This window comes from Luteimonas sp. RIT-PG2_3 (assembly GCF_054902115.1).
The window spans coordinates 16398-34416 of the sequence record NZ_JBUBPF010000003.1 but is presented as its reverse complement, the minus strand read 5'-3'; the positions used below and the strand labels follow the sequence as shown (position 1 = coordinate 34416).

Genomic DNA, 18019 nt, shown 5'->3' with positions numbered 1-18019 from the left:
ACGGCGTGTGCCGGCTTGGCGTTGTCAGTCTTTGGCGTACTGCACGTCGACGATGATGAAACTCGCGCGGCCGCCGGGCAGCTCGGCATCGAATTCGTCGTCGACGCGCTTCTTCAGCATCGCGCGCGCCAGCGGCGAATCCACGCTGATCCAGCCCAGCCGGGCATCGGTCTCGTCGGGACCGACGATGCGGTAGCGTGCGCATTCACCGCTGTCGGCGTGCTCCACTTCGACGGTGGCGCCGAAGAACACCGCGCCCGGATCGGTCGGCACGCTGTCGACGACGCGCAGGCTTTCCAGCCGTTTGCTGAGGTAGCGCACGCGGCGATCGATCTCGCCGAGCTGCTTCTTGCGATAGGTGTATTCGGCGTTCTCCGAGCGGTCGCCTTCGGCGGCAGCCGCGGCGAGCGCGCGCACGACCTCCGGGCGCTTCAGGCGCCACAGTGCATCGAGTTCGGCCTTCAGCCGGGCATGACCCCCGGCGGTGACCAGTGCCGTGCTTGCTTGCCCAGGGGGACGCCAACGACCCATGCGCTTACTTGATCTTGATGCTGCCGAGGATATTGCGCACGATCCTGCTGGTGATGGTGCGCGCAGCCTGCTTGCCGGCCGCCTGGACCACGCCCTGGCGTCGCTTGGTGCCGAACAGCCATTCGTTGAGCATCCGGCCCATACCGCCTTCCTCTTCGGCGCCGGCACCGGCCGCCTTGCCGGCGGTGGCGGACGCACCGGGCTGGGCGGGCTGCTCCTGCGTGCGCAGGTCCTGGGTGCGTTGCGCCAGCCGTTCCGCCGCGGATTCCCGATTGACCGCGTTGTCGTACTTGCCGCCGATCGGGCTGCCGGCACGGACCTGGGCGCGTTCGGCGTCGGTGATCGCGCCCATGCGGCAACGTGGCGGCGCGACCAGGGTGTGTTCGACCGGCATCGGAATGCCCTTGTCCTGCAGCATCGAGACCAGCGCCTCGCCGGTGCCGAGCTTGGCCAGCGTGGCCGCGACATCGAGGCCGGGATTGGACACGAAGGTCTCGGCCGCGGTCTTGACCGCCTTCTGGTCGCGCGGAGTGAACGCGCGCAGGGCGTGCTGCACGCGGTTGCCGAGCTGGCCGAGGATGTTGGTCGGGATGTCGTCGGGGAACTGCGAGCAGAAGTACACGCCCACGCCCTTGGAACGGATGATGCGCACGACCTGCTCGATGCGCTGCTGCAATGCGGCCGGCGCGTCGTCGAACAGCAGGTGGGCCTCGTCGAAGATGAAGACCAGCTTGGGTTTGTCGAGGTCGCCGACTTCGGGCAGGGTCTCGAACAGTTCCGACAGCAACCACAGCAGGAAGCTGGAATACAGCCGCGGCTTCAGGATCAACTGGTCTGCGGCCAGCAGGCCGATGACGCCGCGGCCGTTGGTCGTGGTGCGCATCAGGTCCGACAGCTCCAGCGCGGGCTCTCCGAACAGCTGGGTGCCGCCGTCCTGTTCCAGCCGCAGCAGGGCGCGCTGGATCGCGCCGACCGACTGCGCGCTGACCAGGCCGTAGCTGGTCGAGATGTCCTTGCGTTCCTCGATGATCAGGTTCAGCAGCGCACGCAGGTCGTCGAGATCGAGCAGCAGCAGACCGCGGTCGTCGGCGAGCTTGAACAGGATGTCGAGCACGCCGCTCTGGGTATCGTTGAGTTCGAGGATGCGCGACAGCAGGGTCGGGCCCATTTCGCTGACCGTGGTGCGCACCGGGTGGCCGAGCCTGCCGTAGAGATCCCAGAAGACCACCGGGCTGCCTTCGGAGACGTAGCCATCGACGCCGATCTGCGCGATCCGCTGCTGCAGCTTGTCGTTCAGCGTGCCGGCCACCGCCAGCCCGGAGACATCGCCCTTGACGTCGGCCAGGAACACCGGCACGCCCATCTGCGAGAAGCCTTCGGCCAGCGTCATCAGGGTCACGGTCTTGCCGGTGCCGGTGGCGCCGGCGACCAGCCCATGGCGGTTGCCGAACCTGGCGAGCAGGTGGACCTGGCTGCTGTCGGGGGTGGTGATCGCCTTGCCGACGAGGATCGATTCCATGGGGCGCATCTTCCGGATGAATGACTGCTCCGATTCTAGGGCCTGACCTCCGACAATGGATGGCAGGCCCTCGAGAAAAACCGGGACAGCATGTCTTTTCGCACGCGACCATGATGTTCACTGCGACGTGCTGGGCGAAACTGAACTCCGACCCCGGCTTTCCCTTGCTGCCGTCGCCGTCGCGGGGCTACCCTGCCTGCCCAGCAGCCAAGTCAGCCTGTCGATGCCCGTCCACCGTCGTTTTGCCGTCGTCCTGTCCGTTCTGTCCCTTGCCTGCCTGTCGGTCGTGTCCCTGCCGGACGCGCAGGCGCAGTCGCGCCGCACCTCTGCAGCGGTCGAGGCGCTGAACCAGCGCATGCAGGCGGCCGAGACCCGCTACCGCGAGGCCTTGATCCAGATCGGCAACGGCAATCCGTCCGGCGTCGACGAGAGCAACCAGGCGCTCGAGGACATGGAGGACGTCATCGTCGACTGCGGCAAGCTGCGCGGCTGCACTACGCCGCAGCTGTTGACCACGTACAAGCGCCTGCTCAAGGCGCAGACCGACGCCTCGGCGACCCGCGAGGACGAGGATGTCGACGCTACCCTGGTCGACGACAGCAGCGACCTGCCGACCGGCGACGTCCCCGACGTGGCCTCGGCCGCGGCGCTGCTGTCGGCTGACGACCGCCGTTTCATGCAGATGGTGCAGATGAATCCCGCGGTGCAGGCAGGCATCCGGCGCTGGCTGACCGATATGCGCGTGGCGCTGATCACCAGCCACGAGAACTACCAGTACATGCAGCACATGATGTCGCCGGGCTTCAAGCAGCGCGGACTGCCCGAGGCGCTGCTGTTCGGGATCATGGCCAAGGAGTCCAACGGCCGCGTGCATTCGCGTTCGCGCGCAGGCGCCGCCGGACCGTTGCAGTTCATGCCGGCGACCGCCAGCCGCTTCGGCCTGGGCCGCGATGCCAACGGCTTCGACATGCGCTACGACCCGCGCGCGTCCGCCGATGCCGCCGCGATGTACCTGAGCGAGCGTTTCGCCGAGCTGGGCAACAACATCGAGCTGTGGCTGGCCGCCTACAACGGCGGCGAGGGCCGCGCACGCCGCGTCTACAACCAGTTCAACGGCCGCAGTTTCTGGGACGTGGACGTCTACAACCAGTTTCCGCCGGAAACCCGCGACTACGTGCCGATGGTCATCGCGGCGGCGTGGCTGTACATGCACCCGAAGGAGTACGGCCTGACGTTCCCGAAGGTGGATGCGCGGCCTTCGACGATCACGCTGGCGCGTCCGGCGTCGATCTACGAGCTGACGATCTGCCTGGGCAACAGCGGCACCCGCGACGGTTACATGCGTGTGCTGCGCAACCTCAATCCGAGCTACGAGGCCGAGGCCCTGATCCCGGCCGGCACGCGCCTGACCAGCACGGTGCGCATGACCGGGCTGTACAACCGCTGGTGCGCGCAGGGCGCGCGCGCGGACCTGGCGCGGCAACTGGTCGCCAGCGATCCGCAGACCGCGATCGTGCGCGTCGGCGACCTGCAGAGCGTCACCGAGGTGGCGGCCGACGGCAGCGAGAGCACGGTGGTGCAGGCTGCGGCTGCGGCGCCTGCGTTGCCGGCGGCCTCGTCGGCCGCGCCGGCACCGGCGCGCCAGCATCGCGTCGCGCGTGGCGAAACCCTGGTGATGATCGCGCAGCGCTACCAGTGCGACACCAAGGCGCTGGCGGCCGCCAACGAACTCAAGGCGCCGCGCTATGCGCTGCAGCAGGGACAGCGGCTGACGCTGGCGGGCTGCGCCAAGTAACAGGCATGTTTCCCACGGAAGTTGACTGAACTGGCGACTTCCGCGATCAGCGGCGGGTAGCCAGTCGCTGACCCAGCCGCACCGGCGTTTCCGGCGCAAGGCCACCGGCCAGCGTGGCCACGCCCGGCGGCAGCAGCACGATGACGGTCGAGCCGTAGTTGAAGCGGGCCATCTCCTCGAAACGCTCGAGCGCGATGTCCTCGCTGCGCCAGTCCTTGCGGGTGATGCGGTCGCCGTATTCGGGGATCTCTTCGCCGCTCCAGACCGTTTCCACGCCCGAGACCAGCAGCGCGCCGACCATGACCATGGCCATCGGGCCGAACTCGGTATCGAAATGGCAGACCAGCCGCTCGTTGCGCGCAAACAGGCGCGGCACGTTGCGGACCGCGTCCGGCCCGACCGAGAACAGCCGTCCGGGCACATGCACGGTCTCGCGCAGGCTGCCGTTCCACGGCATGTGGACGCGGTGGTAGTCCTTGGGCGACAGGTACACGGTCGCGAACAGACCGTTGGCGAACGGCGCCGCCGAGGCGTCGTCGCCGAGCAGTTCGGCGGCGGTGAAGGACTGTCCCTTGGCCTGGAAGATGCGGCCGTTGTCGATCGCGCCGCACTGGCTGATCCTGCCGTCGGCCGGCATCAGCAGGGCCGACGGGTCGGGATCGGCGACGCGCGCGCCGGGCTTCAGCGCACGGGTGAAGAAGGCGTTGAACGTGGCATAGGCGCGCGGGTTGGGTTCGGCGGCCTCGGCCAGGTTGACGCCGAACCGGCGGGTGACGGTATCGATCAGCCACTGCTTGGTGCGCGGGGTGTCCGAATAGGCGAGCGCGCGCGCCAGCGACGACAGCAGTCGATGTGGCAGCACATAGGTCAGCGTGGTGACCAGGCTCATCGGTGCAGGCTCATCGGCGCGCGGCCTCGGTCAGGGTGATCAGGTCGGCGGCCAGCTCGGCCGGCTTCAGCGCGCTGCCGGTGACCACGCCGGCCATCCGGCCCTGCGGGTCGAGGACGGCCATCGCGGCGCTGTGGTCGATGGTGTACTGGTTCGGGCCGTCGCCCAGCGGCACCTTCGCGAACACCAGCGACAGCGAGCGGGTGAAGGCTTCCAGCGACGGGATGTCCGCGGTCGCGGCCAGGGTGTCGCGATGGAAGGCGTGCGCGTACTCGCCGATCCGGTCCGGCGTGTCGCGCTCGGGGTCGACCGAGACGAACAGCACGCGCGGGCGGGTGGACTCGGGCAGCGCTTCCCACTGTTTCTGGGCCTGGGCAAGCTCGGCGAGCGTGGTCGGGCAGACGTCGGGGCAGAACGTGAAGCCGATGAACACCACCGTCCAGTGCCCGTTGAGCTCGCCGGGGACCAGTTGCGTGCCATCGGACTGCTGGAGCGCGAACGCGGGCAGGGTGCGGGCCTGGGGGAACAGGGTTACCGACTGCAGCGCCGGCTGTCCGGCTTCGGGCGCGTCGAAGAAGCGCTGCGCCGCGAGCAGGCCGAGGCCGCCGCAGAGCGCGACCAGCAGGACAATGAGGGTAGTGCGATTGAACATTGAGGATTTACCTGTGCCTTTGGTGCTTGAACGGCTGCGGCAGCCGGACTGCAGCCATGATACCCGGGCCGCCCGCCCGGGGCGCTGAATCCCGTTGGCATTGCCCTATACTTGCGGGTCCGGTTGCCCGTTCAGCCCTTGCCGTCCCCCGCGCCACGCCATGACCGACGAACTGCAGACGATCATCGACCTGATCCGTTACGGTGCCAGCCGCTTCAATGCGGCCGGGCTGACCTTCGGTCACAGCTATGACAACGCCATCGACGAAGCCACGCAGCTGACCCTGCATGCGCTGCACCTGCCGCACGACCTGAGCCCGGTCTACGGGCAGGCGCGGGTCACGCTGGCGGAGAAAGAAGATGTGCTGGGCCTGTTCCTGCGCCGCATCGAGGAACGCCAGCCGGCCGCCTACCTGGTCGGCGAGGCCTGGTTCGCCGAACTGAGTTTCAAAAGCGATGCGCGCGCCCTGGTGCCGCGTTCGCCGATCGCCGAGCTGATCCTGCAGGGCTTCGAGCCCTGGCTGGGCGGCCGCGAAGTGCGCCGCGCGCTGGACATGTGCACAGGCTCGGGCTGCATCGCGATCGCGATGGCGCACCACAATCCCGACTGGCATGTCGACGGCGCCGACCTCAGCGAGGACGCGCTGTCGCTGGCGCGCGAGAATGAAACGCGCCTGCATGTCGGCAATACCCGTTTCGTGCAGTCCGATCTGTTCTCCAATCTGCAGGGCGAGCACTACGACCTGATCGTCAGCAATCCGCCGTACGTCACCAACGACGAGACCGATGCGCTGCCCAGGGAATACTCGTTCGAGCCCGAACTCGGCTTGCGTGCCGGCGACGATGGCCTGGACCTGGTGCTGCGCATCCTGCGCGATGCGCCACTGCACCTGACCGAGGACGGCCTGCTGATCTGCGAAGTCGGCGAGGCCGAGCAGGCGCTGGTCAACCTGCTGCCAGAGCTTCCGCTGTTCTGGGTCGAGTTCAAGGTCGGCCAGATGGGCGTGTTCGTCGTCGAGCGCCACGACCTGGTCACCCACAACGCACGCATCACCCAGTTGGCCGCCGCCCGCGAGGCGACGCCGGCCCAGACTGCGTCCGCGCAGACGGCCGCCGCCGGAGCGCTGTTTTGAGCAACAGCTTCGGCCGCCTGCTGCGCGTCACCACGTTCGGCGAGTCGCATGGCCCGGCGATCGGCTGCGTCATCGACGGTTGCCCGCCCGGCATCGCGATCTCCGAACAGGAATTCGTGCACGACCTCGAGCGCCGCGCGACCGGTCGTACCCGGCATACCTCGGCGCGGCGCGAGACCGACGCGGTCGAGATCCTCAGTGGCGTGTTCGAAGGCCGGACCACCGGTACGCCGATCGCGTTGCTGGTACGCAATACCGATGCGCGCAGCAAGGACTACGCCAATATCGCCCGCCAGTTCCGTCCGGGCCATGCCGACTATGCCTACTGGCAGAAGTACGGTCTGCGCGATCCGCGCGGCGGCGGACGCTCTTCGGCGCGCGAGACCACGATGCGGGTCGCGGCCGGTGTCATCGCCAAGAAGTGGCTGGCCGAGCGCCATGGCGTGGTCGTGCGCGGCTTCATGTCGCAGATCGGCGACGTGCTGCCGCGTTCGCACGACTGGAGCGCGGTCGAGGACAACCCGTTCTTCTGGGGCGACGCCGCACAGGTGGCCGAACTGGAAACCTACATGGACGCGCTGCGCAAGTCCGGCGATTCGGTCGGCGCCCGCGTCACCGTCGTCGCCGACAACGTGCCGCCCGGCTGGGGCGAGCCGATCTACGGCAAGCTCGATGGCGAACTCGCCGCGGCGATGATGTCGATCAACGCCGTCAAGGGCGTCGAGATCGGCGATGGTTTCGCCAGCGTCGTGCAGAAGGGCAGCGACCATCGCGACCAGATGACGCCCGCGGGCTTCCTGTCCAACCATGCCGGCGGCATCCTCGGTGGCATCAGCACCGGCCAGCAGATCGTCGTGCAGACCGCGTTCAAGCCGACCTCGAGCCTGCGCCTGCCTGTCGACGGCGTCGACGTCGACGGCAATGTCATCGAAGTGGTCACCACCGGCCGCCACGATCCCTGCGTCGGCATCCGCGCCACGCCGATCTGCGAGGCGATGCTGGCGCTGGTGCTGATGGACCAGGCGTTGCGCCATCGCGCCCAGTGCGGCGACGTCGGCGAGGTCGTGCCACGCGTTCCCGCCGTGGCATCGCCGGGGCGTGCCGATGGCTGAAACCCGGCCAAAGGTCTGGGTTTCGCAGCCCCTGTTCGACGATGTCGTCGAACGGCTGCAGCAGTATTTCGATGTGATCCCCACCGCTGCGGTCAGCAACCGCAGCCCGGCGCAGATCGCCGCCGCGCTGCGCGATGTCGATGGCGCGCTGGTGACGCTCAACGACCGCATCGGCGCGGCCGAGATCGCGGACGCGCCGCGCCTGCGCGCGATCGCCAATGTCGGCGTGGGCTACAACAATCTCGACGTGTCGGCCCTGCATGCGCACGGTATCGTGGCGACCAATACCCCGGACGTCCTGACCGAGACCACCGCCGATTTCGGCTTCGCGCTGCTGATGGCGACCGCGCGCCGCATCACCGAGGCCGAGCGCTGGCTGCGCGACGGCCAGTGGCAGGGCTGGTCGTTCAAGTCGCTGCTGGGCGCGGACCTGCATGGCAGCACGCTGGGCATCCTCGGCATGGGCCGGATCGGGCAGGGCATCGCACGGCGCGCGGGTGGTTTCGGCATGCCGGTGCTGTACCACAACCGCAGCCGCCTGCCGGCCGACATCGAGCAGGAATGCCGCGCGGCATACGTGGACCTGTCGACGCTGCTGGCGCGCGCCGACCACCTGGTCATGGTGCTGCCGTATTCGGCACAGAACCACCACCTGGTCGACGCTGCGGCCCTGGGGCAGATGAAGCCAACGGCGACGCTGGTCAACATCGCGCGGGGCGGCCTGATCGACGAGGACGCGCTGGCCGATGCGCTCGCCGGCGGCCGCCTGGCGGCGGCCGGCCTGGATGTCTTCGAAGGCGAGCCGGCGATCAACCCGCGCCTGCTTGCGTTGCGCAACGTGGTGCTGACACCGCATATCGCCAGTGGCAGCCTGGCCACCCGGCGCGCGATGGTGGCCCTGGCGGTCGACAACCTGATCGCGGCCCTGGGCCACGGCCCAAATGCCGGTCGACCTGCCAGCGCGATTGCCGCGCCCGCCACGACGACCGCACCGGCCGCGCCGATGATCGCAGCCGCGACCGCGCCGACGATCGGCAACATCATTGCGACCAAACGATAGGGAACCCCGGTCGCGTCATCCGGCGGTTCCCCGAATCCGGCAGCGTTGCGTCCCATGTCTCCACGTTCAAGCCTCCGTGCTCCGATCGCGTGATGCCCGTCGGCATCCCATCTCCCCCAGTCAAATTCCCAGAGATCTTCCTCCATGAGTACGTCCCAGGATCGTCGTTTCAATGTTGCCGTCGTCGGTGCCACCGGTGCTGTCGGCGAAGTCATGCTCAGCATCCTGCATGAGCGCAAGTTCCCCATCGGCACGCTGGTCGCGCTGGCCAGCGCGCGCTCGGCCGGTGAAAACGTCAAGTTCGGCAACCGCGACATCGAGGTGCAGGACCTGGCCACCTTCGACCCGGCCGGCATCGACATCGCGCTGTTTTCCGCGGGTGGCGGCATCTCCAAGGAATACGGCCCGAAGTTCGCCGCGGCTGGCGCGGTGGTGATCGACAACAGTTCGGCGTTCCGCTACGACGACGACGTGCCGCTGGTCGTCAGCGAGGTCAATCCCGAGGCCTTGCGCCAGCGTCCGCGCGGGATCGTCGCCAACCCGAACTGCTCGACCATGCAGATGCTGGTCGCACTGGCGCCGATCCATCGCAAGTACGGTATCGAGCGCATCAACGTGGCCACGTACCAGTCGGTGTCCGGCGGCGGTCGTTCGGCGATGGAAGAGCTGGGCAAGCAGACCAGCCAGCTGCTGGGCTTCCAGGAAATCGACCCGCAGCGCTTCCCGGTGCAGATCGCGTTCAACCTGATCCCGCAGATCGACGAGTTCCTCGACAACGGCTTCACCAAGGAAGAAATGAAGCTGGTCTGGGAGACCCGCAAGATCCTCGGCGACGACAACATCCAGGTCAATCCGACTGCGGTGCGCGTGCCGGTGTTCTACGGCCATTCCGAAGCGGTAGCGATCGAGACCCGCGACAAGATCACGCCCGAGCAGGCGCGCGAGCTGCTGTCGAGCGCGCCGGGCGTCGAAGTCGTCGATGAGCGTAAGCCGGGCGGCTATCCGACCCCGGTCACGCATGCGTCGGGTTCGGATGCGGTCTATGTCGGACGCATCCGCGAGGACTTCTCGCATCCGCGTGGCCTGAACCTGTGGATCGTCTCCGACAACATCCGCAAGGGCGCCGCATTGAACGCGGTGCAGCTGGCGGAGCTGGTCGCGGCGGAAGGCTGACGGACCGCAGCGTTGCGGAGCGTGGTGCATGCCCGCTAGAGTCCCTGCGATGAAGGCATCCATGAAGCTTGGGGGAAGGACGGTGTCGGCCAGTGTGCGCCTGCTGTGGATCCTGCTGCTGGCCCTGCTGGCCGGCCCCGCGCTGGCGTTGGGATTGGGCCAGCTCAAGGTCAAGTCGCAGCACGGGCAGCCGTTGCTGGCCGAGATCCCGATCCTGTCCAGCGATCCTTCGGAACTGGAGAACCTGCAGGCCCGGCTGGCTTCGCCGGAGACCTTCGCGCGGATCGGGCTTGAGCCGCCGAGGGGGCTGGTGTCGGACCTGCAGTTCAGCGTGGCGCTCGATGCGCGCGGTCAGCCGATCGTGCGCATCACCAGCCAGGCCCCAGTGCAGCAGTCGCTGCTGAGCTTCCTGGTCGAAGTGGACTGGGGCCAAGGTCGCCTGGTCCGCGAGTACTCGGCCCTGATCGACACGCCGCAAAGCGTCTCGGCGGTGTCGCAGCCGCAGATCCAGGCGCCGCAGGTGTCGGCGCCCAATACCATCGTGCGTCAGCCGACGCTGCCGGTGGCGCCGCCACCGCCATCGTCCGCGCCACCCCCAGCGGAGACAAGCACGCCCAGCACGGCCAGTGCCGCTGCGCCGCCACCACCCTCATCGGTGGCGACCCCGGCACCCAGGCCGAGCGTCCCGGTGGCGCCCGCCGCGCCGGCACGCGTCGACGCGTCTGCGCCGACCGCTGCCGCTGCCGCGCCGGTGCCACGCGAAGTCCGTTCCGGCCAGGCGCTGTCGCAGATTGCACGCGATCTGGCGCGCGACGAGGACCGCAGCCTCAACCAGACGATGCTGGCGCTGCTGCGGGCCAATCCCGATGCCTTCATCGGCGGCAACATCAACCGCATCCGCCAGGGCGCGGTGCTGCGCGTGCCTGCGGCCAACGACTACGTGCATTCCGTCGCCGAGGCCGACGCCCTGGTACGCCAGCAGGTCAGCCAGTGGCGCGAGTCGAGGCGACCGGTGACCCAGCCGGAGACGGTGCTGGCCGCAGACGCGGCGACCGCAGGCCCGCCCAGCGCGAGTCCGGCCGTGGCGACCGCAGTGCCGGCCGCGGCGACCAGAACAAACGATGCGCGCCTTGCGATCGTGCCGGCAGTGGCCGGCAACGAGCGCAGCGCGGGAACACGGTCAGGCCTGAGTGCCGGGGGCGAGGGCGACATGTTGCGACAGCAGGAACTGGTGCAGACCAAGGAGACGCTGGCGGCCCGCGAAGCGGAGTTGGCCGAGCTGAAGACACGCGTCTCCGAGCTGGAGCAGCTGCAACAGCAGCAGGCGCAGTTGATCACGATGAAGGACAGCGAGCTTGCGGCCGCGCAGCAGCGGCTGGCAGGGACGAACCAGCAGAGCGCCGAGCCCGCACCACCGGCTGCCGCTCCCGGGACAACGCAGCCCGTCAGCGGACTGCCGTGGATCTGGCTGGGGGCGGGCCTGGTCGTGCTGGCCCTGCTGGTGCTGTGGCGCCGTCGCCGTGCGGCTCCCACCGAACGCAAGCCGGTGTTCGACACCGCCGCACTGGCTGCGGCGATGCCGGCCGACGAGGCCGCCGATGTCGAGCGCGACGAGGTGACACCTGCGCCCCTGGTCGACCAGGTGGAACCCTCGTTCGCCACGCCGGCCGCGCGTGCGCCCGCGTCCTTGACGCCGCCTGAGCCTCTGGCCACTCCAGAGCGTGATTCCGGGCACGTGACAGCGCCCGAGCCCGAGCTTGTGCCTGCGCCTGCGCTGGTACGGGAGTCAGAACCCGAGCCTGAGTCCGAACCGTTGCCGGTGATGCCGACCTGGCATGCCGGGCAGGGCAGCGGCCATGTCGCGATCGTGGTCGCGCCGACGATCGATGCAACGCCAGTCGCTCCGGTCGCAGAGGTCGCCCCGGTCGCAGAGGTCGCGCCAGAGTCCGTCTATCGCGATGGCGTGCCGACGTTTGCCGCGCATGCGGATGATGTGCCGGCCTCCGCAGCACAGGACGCCTTCGCCGGCGACGAGCCTGCCGGCCAGGCGCGGATCGAACTGGCGCGCGCCTACCTCGACCTTGGCGATGTCGACACTGCGCGCAGCCTGCTGCAGGAAGTCGCCGAGACCGGCGACGCATCGTCGCGCGACGATGCCGCACGCCTGTTGCGCACGCTGGCCTGATCCCGATGTCGCAGCGGTACGCACTGGGCGTCGAATACGACGGTTCTGACTTTTTCGGCTGGCAGCGCCTGAGCAAGCCGGGCGAGGGTGCCGCCGATACCGTGCAGGCCGCGCTGGAAGCTGCCTTGTCGACGGTGGCCAACGCGCCGGTCGCCACGATCTGCGCCGGCCGCACCGATGCCGGCGTGCATGCGCAATGCCAGGTGGTGCATTTCGACAGCGATGCCGTGCGCGACGTGCGCGCATGGATGCTCGGCACCACGACCCATCTGCCGCCGTCGGTCAGCATCCGCTGGTGCGTGCCGGTGGACGATGCCTTCCATGCGCGGTTCGGTGCGCGCGCCCGTCGTTATCGCTATCGCATCCTCAACCGTCCGATGCGCCCCGCGCTGCACCGCCAGTACCTGACCTGGTATCGCCCGGCGCTGGATGCCGATGCGATGCATGCGGCCGCGCAGGCCTTGCTGGGCGAGCACGATTTCTCGGCGTTCCGCAGCGTGCAATGCCAGGCCCCGCATGCGCGCCGCGATCTGCAGTTCATCTCGGTCACGCGCGATGGCGATGAGGTCGCGGTGGAGGTGCAAGCCAATGCGTTCCTGCACCATATGGTCCGCAACATCGTCGGCACCCTGATCGAGGTCGGCACCGCGCGTCGCCCGCAGGCCTGGGTGGCCGAGCTGCTGGCGGGCCGCGACCGCACGGTGGCCGGCGTCACCGCGCCGCCGACCGGCCTGACCTTCCTGGGGCCGCGTTATCCGCGCGAATGCGGCCTGCCCGATGAGGTCTGCCTGTGAAACTGTTCGACGACACCTCCGGGCATACCCGGATCAAGTTCTGTGGTCTGACCCGTGCCGAGGATGTCGACGCGGCGCTGGCCCTGGACGTCGATGCGATCGGCTTCGTGTTCGCCGCGCGCAGCAAGCGCCGCGTCGACATCGCACAGGCGGTCGCCTTGCGGTCGCAGCTGCCGGCCACGGTCGCGGCGGTCGTGCTGCTGATGGACAACCCGGAGGATGATGTCCGCGCCATCGTGGACGCGGTGCGTCCCGACCTGCTGCAGTTCCATGGCAGCGAGGACGATGCCTTCTGTGCCGGCTTCCGACTGCCGTGGATGAAGGCGATCGCGATGGCCGGCGCCGATACGGCGACCGTGCAGGCCAGGCTGGACGCGCATCCGCGTGCGCAGGCGTTCCTGCTCGACAGCCATGCGGCAGGGGCCGGTGGCGGCACCGGTCACCGCTTCGACTGGTCGCAGATTCCACAGGGCATCGACCGCCCGTGGTTCCTGGCGGGTGGCCTGGATCCCGACAATGTCTTCGATGCGGTCCGCAGGGTGCGGCCCTGGGGCGTGGACGTGTCGAGCGGCATTGAAGCGAGTGGCATTGAAGCCAGCGGTACTGAAGCGGGCGGCATCGAGCGCGCCCCGGGCATCAAGGATGCCGGGCGCATGCGCGCATTCGCCGAGCACGTGCGCCGCGCCGATCGCGCCCGGCGGGACATGCCGTTGAGATGATCACGAACGCGTCGCCACGCGCCCGTGCAATGAGGAGCCGTCATCCCGCAGCAGTGCCCATGGCCACGAATCTGTACGACCTGCAGTCATGCCACAGGGCACCACTGCGCGCGTACCAGCATCGCGACCGGATCCGCAACGACGTGCCGGGCGCATCGCAATCCCGGCATCCATCGATTCATGGTTCAAGCAGGCCCCGCCTGCTTCAACGCCAGATACTCAGTGGCGGCGCACCAGTACGACGGTGACGTTGTCGGAGCCGCCACCATCCAGCGCGGCGGCGACAAGGCCATCCACGCATTCCTGCGCGCTGCATTCGGTATGCGCCAGCACGCGCGAGATGTTGCCGTCGTCGACTTCCTCGGTCAGGCCGTCGCTACACAGCAGCAACTGGGTGCCGGGGCTGAGTTCGCCGGACATCGTTTCGACATTCAGCGATTCCGGATCGGTGACGCCCAGTGCCTGGGTGACGACGTTGCGATGCGGATGGCTGCGCGCCTGGTCGACGCTGATCGTGCCCTGCGCGATCAGTTCCTGCACGTAGCTGTGGTCCTGCGACAACTGCGCCAGCTTGCCGTCGCGCCACAGGTAGACGCGGCTGTCGCCGACCCAGGCGACCTCGAAGCGGTTGTCGGTCACGCGCGCGGCCACGACCGTCGTGCCCATCGGCAGCGAGTCGTTGCGGTGACGCGACGCACGGATGATCTCCTCGTCGGCGATGCGGATCGCCTGCGCCAACGACGTGCCCTGGCGGATCTCGCGCACGATCGCCTCGCGGGCCAGCGCACTTGCGACTTCGCCGTACTCGTGGCCACCCATGCCATCGGCGACCAGCCAGAGACCGAGGTCGCTGTCGCCGTAGTAAGTGTCCTCATTGAGTTCGCGACGCAATCCCACGTGGGTGAGGTGCCCGAATTCGATCATGGGGTGCCCGGAAGTGCGGAAAGAGGGGGAGACATAGCTCAGAACGTTGGACGCGGTGCGCACAGGACAGCGTGCAGTGATCCAGGAGACCGGTCCAGACAACCACGGTTAAGTCGGCCGTTCCCGGGTTCCACAGGCACGCTGCGCAATGGCCGTCTGCGGGCCGTGTCGGGGGCGCACGGGGAGCGGGCTAGCGGCCCGGCGTCAGCGTCAGCCGGTTGCGCTCGGCACCGGGCAGGAAGGGCGTGGCGCGGCCGGCCACCCAGTCGGCATGGCCGGCCGCCCAGAACGGCGACAGCGGGTGGCCGCTCTGGCCGCCGGGCATGTGGATGATGCCGTCGGCCTCGTGGCCGGGGGCGACCACCATGCGCTGCGAGGCGCCGAAGGCCGGGCCCTGGACCCGCGCCATCATGCCGTCGCCCGGTAGCGGGTCCGTCGGCATGCACAGCCAGCGCTTGCCGAGCAGCGGCACCGCGGCGGCCAGCGGGTGGCAGATCGCGGCCGTGTTGTGCTCGCCCCAGGTGCGTTCCGACAAGGGCCCGCGTGCGGCCAGGTCGTCGCGGACCTCGACGGCGGCGTCCTCGAACAGCGCCTCCCAGCTGTCGAAGCGGCGCGGCAACAGGTGCGCCGGGCGCTGGGTCACCAGCGGCCAGGCGATGCCTTCCAACTGCTGCAGCTCCGGCATCTCGATGTCCTCGCCGAGTGCGGCGCGGGCCGGTGCCAGCAGGCCATCGCGGAGGCGGTCATTGACCGCGAGCCGCCAGGCCCGGACCACGCGATATCCCACCGAGTCGATGCGGGCATGGCCGCTCCAGTCGCGGGCGGCTGCGGCCAGGACGGGCAGCGCCTCGCCCTGCTGCGCCTCGGCGCGGGCCTGCAGCAGCGTCCGCCAGCGGCTCAGCAACTCGGCGCGATCGTCGAGCTGGATCGTCAGCAGGTCGCGTTCGCTGAACTGTTGCCGGGCCTGCAGGTCGTCGCGGATCTGCCGCGCACGTGCGCCCAGGGCATAGCCGCCGTCGCCGATCCGCGCCAGCAATGCGCCGTCGACGACGCGGGCGTTGGCCGTCCACAGGCGATCGACGTCCGGCGAGCGCAACGTCGGAGAGGCCGAGGTGCTGATCGACCAGGGCGGGCAGGCCGTGGGCATCGTGGACGCAGCCTGTGCGTCGACACGCCCAGGCACGTCGACCAGGGCCGGCGTCGCGCACCCGGCGGCCCGCGTCGGCAGCGGTCCGAGCAGGCGCCATGCGATCTGCCCGCCGCTGTCGCCGATGACCAGGTTCTGCGTCGGTGTCGCGGCCTGGTCGGCGATCTGCAGGGCGTGCGCGAGGTCGCGGGCCTTGGCGAAGTTGGACAGGCCGAAGTTCAGCGAACCCGGCAACTGCGCCGCCCAGCGCAGCGACAGGGCCTTGCCTTCAGGCAGGTCGTGCAGGATCGGGCCCCATGCAGTCTCGCGGACGTCGAACGCGACCGGCGCGGCACCGGCGACCAGGATCGATTCGCGATGGCGGGTGACCGGTGTGCAGGCCGGCGCTTCGGATGAAGGGGACGCTGCCGTCGCAGCGGCTGCCGGCTCGCCGGCGCACGGTATCTCCTGGCGCCAGTCGAGATAGTCGCCATAGCTGTTGGTGAAGCCCCAGGCGACATGCCCGGAACTGCCGACGATGACGGCAGGCAGGCCGGGCAGGGTGAAGCCCTGGATGTCGACCCTGCCGTCGGGGGCGTCTGGATCGGCATAGCGCAGGCGTGCGCGGAACCACAGGTTGGGTGCGCGCAGGCCGAGGTGCATGTCGTCGGCAACGATGGCGCGGCCGTCGGCGGTCAACGCACCCGAGACTGCGAAATTGTTGCTGCCGCTGCGATGATCGGCGGCGCGTGGTGCGGAGATCGACGCCAGCCGGTCGCGAGCGTCGTCGCGCCGGTCGGCATGCGCGGCGGTGGGCTGGCCGCTGGCGTTGGCGATGTCGGGCGTTGGCAATGCGCGCAGGTCCACTTCGTCGGCCGTGGGCAGCACGGCATCGCCGCGCGCACCGCCGTACAGCGGTGCATCCCAATCGCTGCCGTCGCGCATGATCAATGCGAACAGGGCGGGCGGCAGCTGCGGCTTGATCCGCCACAACGCCAGCTCCTGCGTGTTGCCGGCGTCCTGCAGGTCGAAGTACATCGCATAGCCGGCCAGGGCCGAATCGGCCGCCGTCCACGGGCGCGGTGTCTGCCGCAGCAGCAGATAGGGCCAGGGGCGCACGCGCAGGCTGGCGAGCCCGGCATTGACGCCAGCCACGTAGGCGTCGAGCGCAGGCTGCTTGTCGCTGGAGATCGTGCGCAGTTGCGCGTCGACACGTGCACGCATGCGATGCACCCGGTGGCGCTTGTCGAGATCGAGGGCGATGTCGCCGAACAGTTCCGACAGTTCGCCTGCCGAGGTCCGGCGCAGCAGGTCCATCTCGAAATAGCGCTCCTGCGCATGCAAGTAGCCCATTGCGCGCATCGCATCGATCTCGTTGGCGGCATCGATGGTGGCCACGCCGCGGGCATCGCGCTGGATCGACACCGGCGCCGACAGTCCGGGCAGGGCGATCTCCCCATCGAGCGTCGGCAGGCTGCCGCGCAGCAACCACCAGGCGCCCAGCACGACCAGCAGCACCAGCGCCGCGACCAGCAGCGCCAGACGCTTCAACCATCGGATCATCGCGGGGTCGTCCGTTCCATGTGCCTGCCGCCATGATGCCGCTTTGAGAATGCGAAATGCATCTATTCTCATCTGATCACGGCTTTTTCGATCCCGGCATACTGCGCCCACTGCGATGCGGTTCCGGGTTGCAGCGAAGGCGCCAGACCGGATCCGCTCCCCGTCGTCCAGCCGCATTGCCGGGCCGGTCCGGGACGACACATCAGGTGGTCAGGCTATGCGGCCCGGCCATCGCAACAACACAGGAACCATCCCATGAAAGGCCATCCCGAAGTCGTCGACTACCTGAAGTTCCTGCTGCGTGGCGAGCTGGCCGCGCGCGACCAGTACTTCCTGCATTCGCGTCGCTACGAAGACCTGGGATTGAACGCGCTGTACGCGCGCATCAACCACGAGATGGAAGAAGAGACCCAGCATGCCGACGCATTGCTGCGCCGCATCCTGTTCCTGGAAGGCGATCCGGACATGCGCCCGGATGCGTTCGAGCCGGGCAAGACCGTCGAGGAAATGCTGCGCAAGGATCTCGACCTGGAGTACGCCGTGCGCGAGAACCTCGCCAATGGCATCGCGCTGTGCGAGAAGCACCAGGACTACGTCAGCCGTGAAGTCCTGCGCACCCAGCTCAGCGACACCGAAGAAGACCACACCTACTGGCTCGAGAAACAACTGCGCCTGATCAAGATGATCGGCCTGGAGCGTTACCAGCAGAGCCGGATGGGCGAGGGCGACGGCGGCCACGCAGGTACCGCCTGAGGCCAGCGCCAGCCACCCGCTTCACCGCCGCATCGCCAGCGCCCGTCGCTGGCGATGTCGTTTCTGGGTTCTACAGGGCGCGCAGGCGAGAG

15 protein-coding genes are annotated in these 18019 nt (G+C 68.8%); 9 read left to right on the top strand and 6 right to left on the bottom strand.

What is annotated here, in order from left to right:
* Positions 1-24: 24 nt before the first annotated feature.
* Positions 25-531: a transcription elongation factor GreB gene (gene greB, locus ACYX7E_RS05125; RefSeq protein ID WP_462079495.1), complete on the bottom strand. Its 507-nt coding sequence runs from the start codon at positions 529-531 to the stop codon at positions 25-27.
* A 4-nt stretch (positions 532-535) separates the two neighbouring features.
* On the bottom strand, positions 536-2050 hold the full coding sequence (locus ACYX7E_RS05120; protein ID WP_462079494.1) for a helicase HerA-like domain-containing protein: 1515 nt from the start codon (positions 2048-2050) through the stop codon (positions 536-538).
* 223 nt (positions 2051-2273) lie between these two features.
* Between ACYX7E_RS05120 and ACYX7E_RS05115 the strand changes: the two genes are divergently transcribed.
* The gene (locus ACYX7E_RS05115; RefSeq protein ID WP_462079493.1) at positions 2274-3845 is read left to right on the top strand and encodes a lytic transglycosylase domain-containing protein; all 1572 of its coding nucleotides are present in this window, start codon (positions 2274-2276) and stop codon (positions 3843-3845) included.
* Between the two features lie 46 nt (positions 3846-3891).
* Here ACYX7E_RS05115 and asd read toward each other — a convergent pair whose 3' ends face one another.
* A complete protein-coding gene (gene asd, locus ACYX7E_RS05110) occupies positions 3892-4734 on the bottom strand; it encodes an archaetidylserine decarboxylase (RefSeq protein WP_462079492.1) in 843 nt (280 codons plus the stop codon).
* A 10-nt stretch (positions 4735-4744) separates the two neighbouring features.
* Positions 4745-5386 carry an SCO family protein gene (locus tag ACYX7E_RS05105; protein ID WP_462079491.1) on the bottom strand — a complete coding sequence of 214 codons (642 nt, stop codon included), beginning with the start codon at positions 5384-5386 and terminating at the stop codon, positions 4745-4747.
* Between the two features lie 160 nt (positions 5387-5546).
* On the opposite strand from ACYX7E_RS05105, the gene prmB reads away from it, so the two are divergent.
* The 7 genes from prmB to ACYX7E_RS05070 all read left to right on the top strand — a co-directional run bounded on the left by prmB (position 5547) and on the right by ACYX7E_RS05070 (position 13561).
* Positions 5547-6518 carry a 50S ribosomal protein L3 N(5)-glutamine methyltransferase gene (prmB, locus tag ACYX7E_RS05100; RefSeq protein WP_462079490.1) on the top strand — a complete coding sequence of 324 codons (972 nt, stop codon included), beginning with the start codon at positions 5547-5549 and terminating at the stop codon, positions 6516-6518.
* Complete coding sequence (aroC, locus tag ACYX7E_RS05095; RefSeq protein WP_462079489.1) at positions 6515-7630, top strand: chorismate synthase; 1116 nt, start codon at positions 6515-6517, stop codon at positions 7628-7630. The genes prmB and aroC overlap by 4 nt, the downstream gene beginning before the upstream one ends.
* A complete protein-coding gene (locus ACYX7E_RS05090; RefSeq protein ID WP_462079488.1) occupies positions 7623-8690 on the top strand; it encodes a 2-hydroxyacid dehydrogenase in 1068 nt (355 codons plus the stop codon). Before aroC ends, ACYX7E_RS05090 begins: the two co-directional genes overlap by 8 nt.
* Positions 8691-8834: 144 nt before the next feature.
* Positions 8835-9863, top strand: a complete 1029-nt coding sequence (locus tag ACYX7E_RS05085) for an aspartate-semialdehyde dehydrogenase (RefSeq protein ID WP_462079487.1) — start codon at positions 8835-8837, stop codon at positions 9861-9863.
* Between the two features lie 49 nt (positions 9864-9912).
* Positions 9913-12048 (top strand): FimV/HubP family polar landmark protein, encoded by a 2136-nt coding sequence (locus ACYX7E_RS05080; protein WP_462079486.1) that lies wholly within the window; start codon positions 9913-9915, stop codon positions 12046-12048.
* 5 nt (positions 12049-12053) lie between these two features.
* Entirely contained in the window at positions 12054-12842 is a 789-nt protein-coding gene (gene truA / locus ACYX7E_RS05075; RefSeq protein WP_462079485.1) for a tRNA pseudouridine(38-40) synthase TruA, read from the top strand.
* 2 nt (positions 12843-12844) lie between these two features.
* Positions 12845-13561 (top strand): phosphoribosylanthranilate isomerase, encoded by a 717-nt coding sequence (locus ACYX7E_RS05070; protein ID WP_462079862.1) that lies wholly within the window; start codon positions 12845-12847, stop codon positions 13559-13561.
* 219 nt (positions 13562-13780) lie between these two features.
* Here ACYX7E_RS05070 and ACYX7E_RS05065 read toward each other — a convergent pair whose 3' ends face one another.
* Positions 13781-14485, bottom strand: coding sequence for a PP2C family protein-serine/threonine phosphatase (locus ACYX7E_RS05065; protein WP_462079484.1), 705 nt, complete (start codon positions 14483-14485; stop codon positions 13781-13783).
* 190 nt (positions 14486-14675) lie between these two features.
* Complete coding sequence (locus ACYX7E_RS05060; RefSeq protein ID WP_462079483.1) at positions 14676-17174, bottom strand: penicillin acylase family protein; 2499 nt, start codon at positions 17172-17174, stop codon at positions 14676-14678.
* Positions 17175-17429: 255 nt separating this feature from the next.
* Here ACYX7E_RS05060 and bfr point away from each other — a divergent pair, with 255 nt between their 5' ends.
* Complete coding sequence (gene bfr, locus ACYX7E_RS05055) at positions 17430-17927, top strand: bacterioferritin (RefSeq protein ID WP_462079482.1); 498 nt, start codon at positions 17430-17432, stop codon at positions 17925-17927.
* The last annotated feature ends 92 nt before the right edge of the window (positions 17928-18019 follow it).

Bases quoted from the DNA above. Each gene is read 5' to 3' on its own strand.
- ACYX7E_RS05090 (WP_462079488.1), top strand. From the start codon at position 7,623: ATGGCTGAAACCCGGCCAAAGGTCTGGGTTTCGCAGCCCCTGTTCGAC.
- asd (WP_462079492.1), bottom strand. From the start codon at position 4,734: ATGAGCCTGGTCACCACGCTGACCTATGTGCTGCCACATCGACTGCTG.
- ACYX7E_RS05080 (WP_462079486.1), top strand. From the start codon at position 9,913: ATGAAGGCATCCATGAAGCTTGGGGGAAGGACGGTGTCGGCCAGTGTG.
- ACYX7E_RS05115 (WP_462079493.1), top strand. From the start codon at position 2,274: ATGCCCGTCCACCGTCGTTTTGCCGTCGTCCTGTCCGTTCTGTCCCTT.
- ACYX7E_RS05065 (WP_462079484.1), bottom strand. From the start codon at position 14,485: ATGATCGAATTCGGGCACCTCACCCACGTGGGATTGCGTCGCGAACTC.
- bfr (WP_462079482.1), top strand. From the start codon at position 17,430: ATGAAAGGCCATCCCGAAGTCGTCGACTACCTGAAGTTCCTGCTGCGT.
- prmB (WP_462079490.1), top strand. From the start codon at position 5,547: ATGACCGACGAACTGCAGACGATCATCGACCTGATCCGTTACGGTGCC.
- ACYX7E_RS05120 (WP_462079494.1), bottom strand. From the start codon at position 2,050: ATGGAATCGATCCTCGTCGGCAAGGCGATCACCACCCCCGACAGCAGC.
- greB (WP_462079495.1), bottom strand. From the start codon at position 531: ATGGGTCGTTGGCGTCCCCCTGGGCAAGCAAGCACGGCACTGGTCACC.
- ACYX7E_RS05105 (WP_462079491.1), bottom strand. From the start codon at position 5,386: ATGTTCAATCGCACTACCCTCATTGTCCTGCTGGTCGCGCTCTGCGGC.
- ACYX7E_RS05060 (WP_462079483.1), bottom strand. From the start codon at position 17,174: ATGATCCGATGGTTGAAGCGTCTGGCGCTGCTGGTCGCGGCGCTGGTG.
- truA (WP_462079485.1), top strand. From the start codon at position 12,054: ATGTCGCAGCGGTACGCACTGGGCGTCGAATACGACGGTTCTGACTTT.
- ACYX7E_RS05085 (WP_462079487.1), top strand. From the start codon at position 8,835: ATGAGTACGTCCCAGGATCGTCGTTTCAATGTTGCCGTCGTCGGTGCC.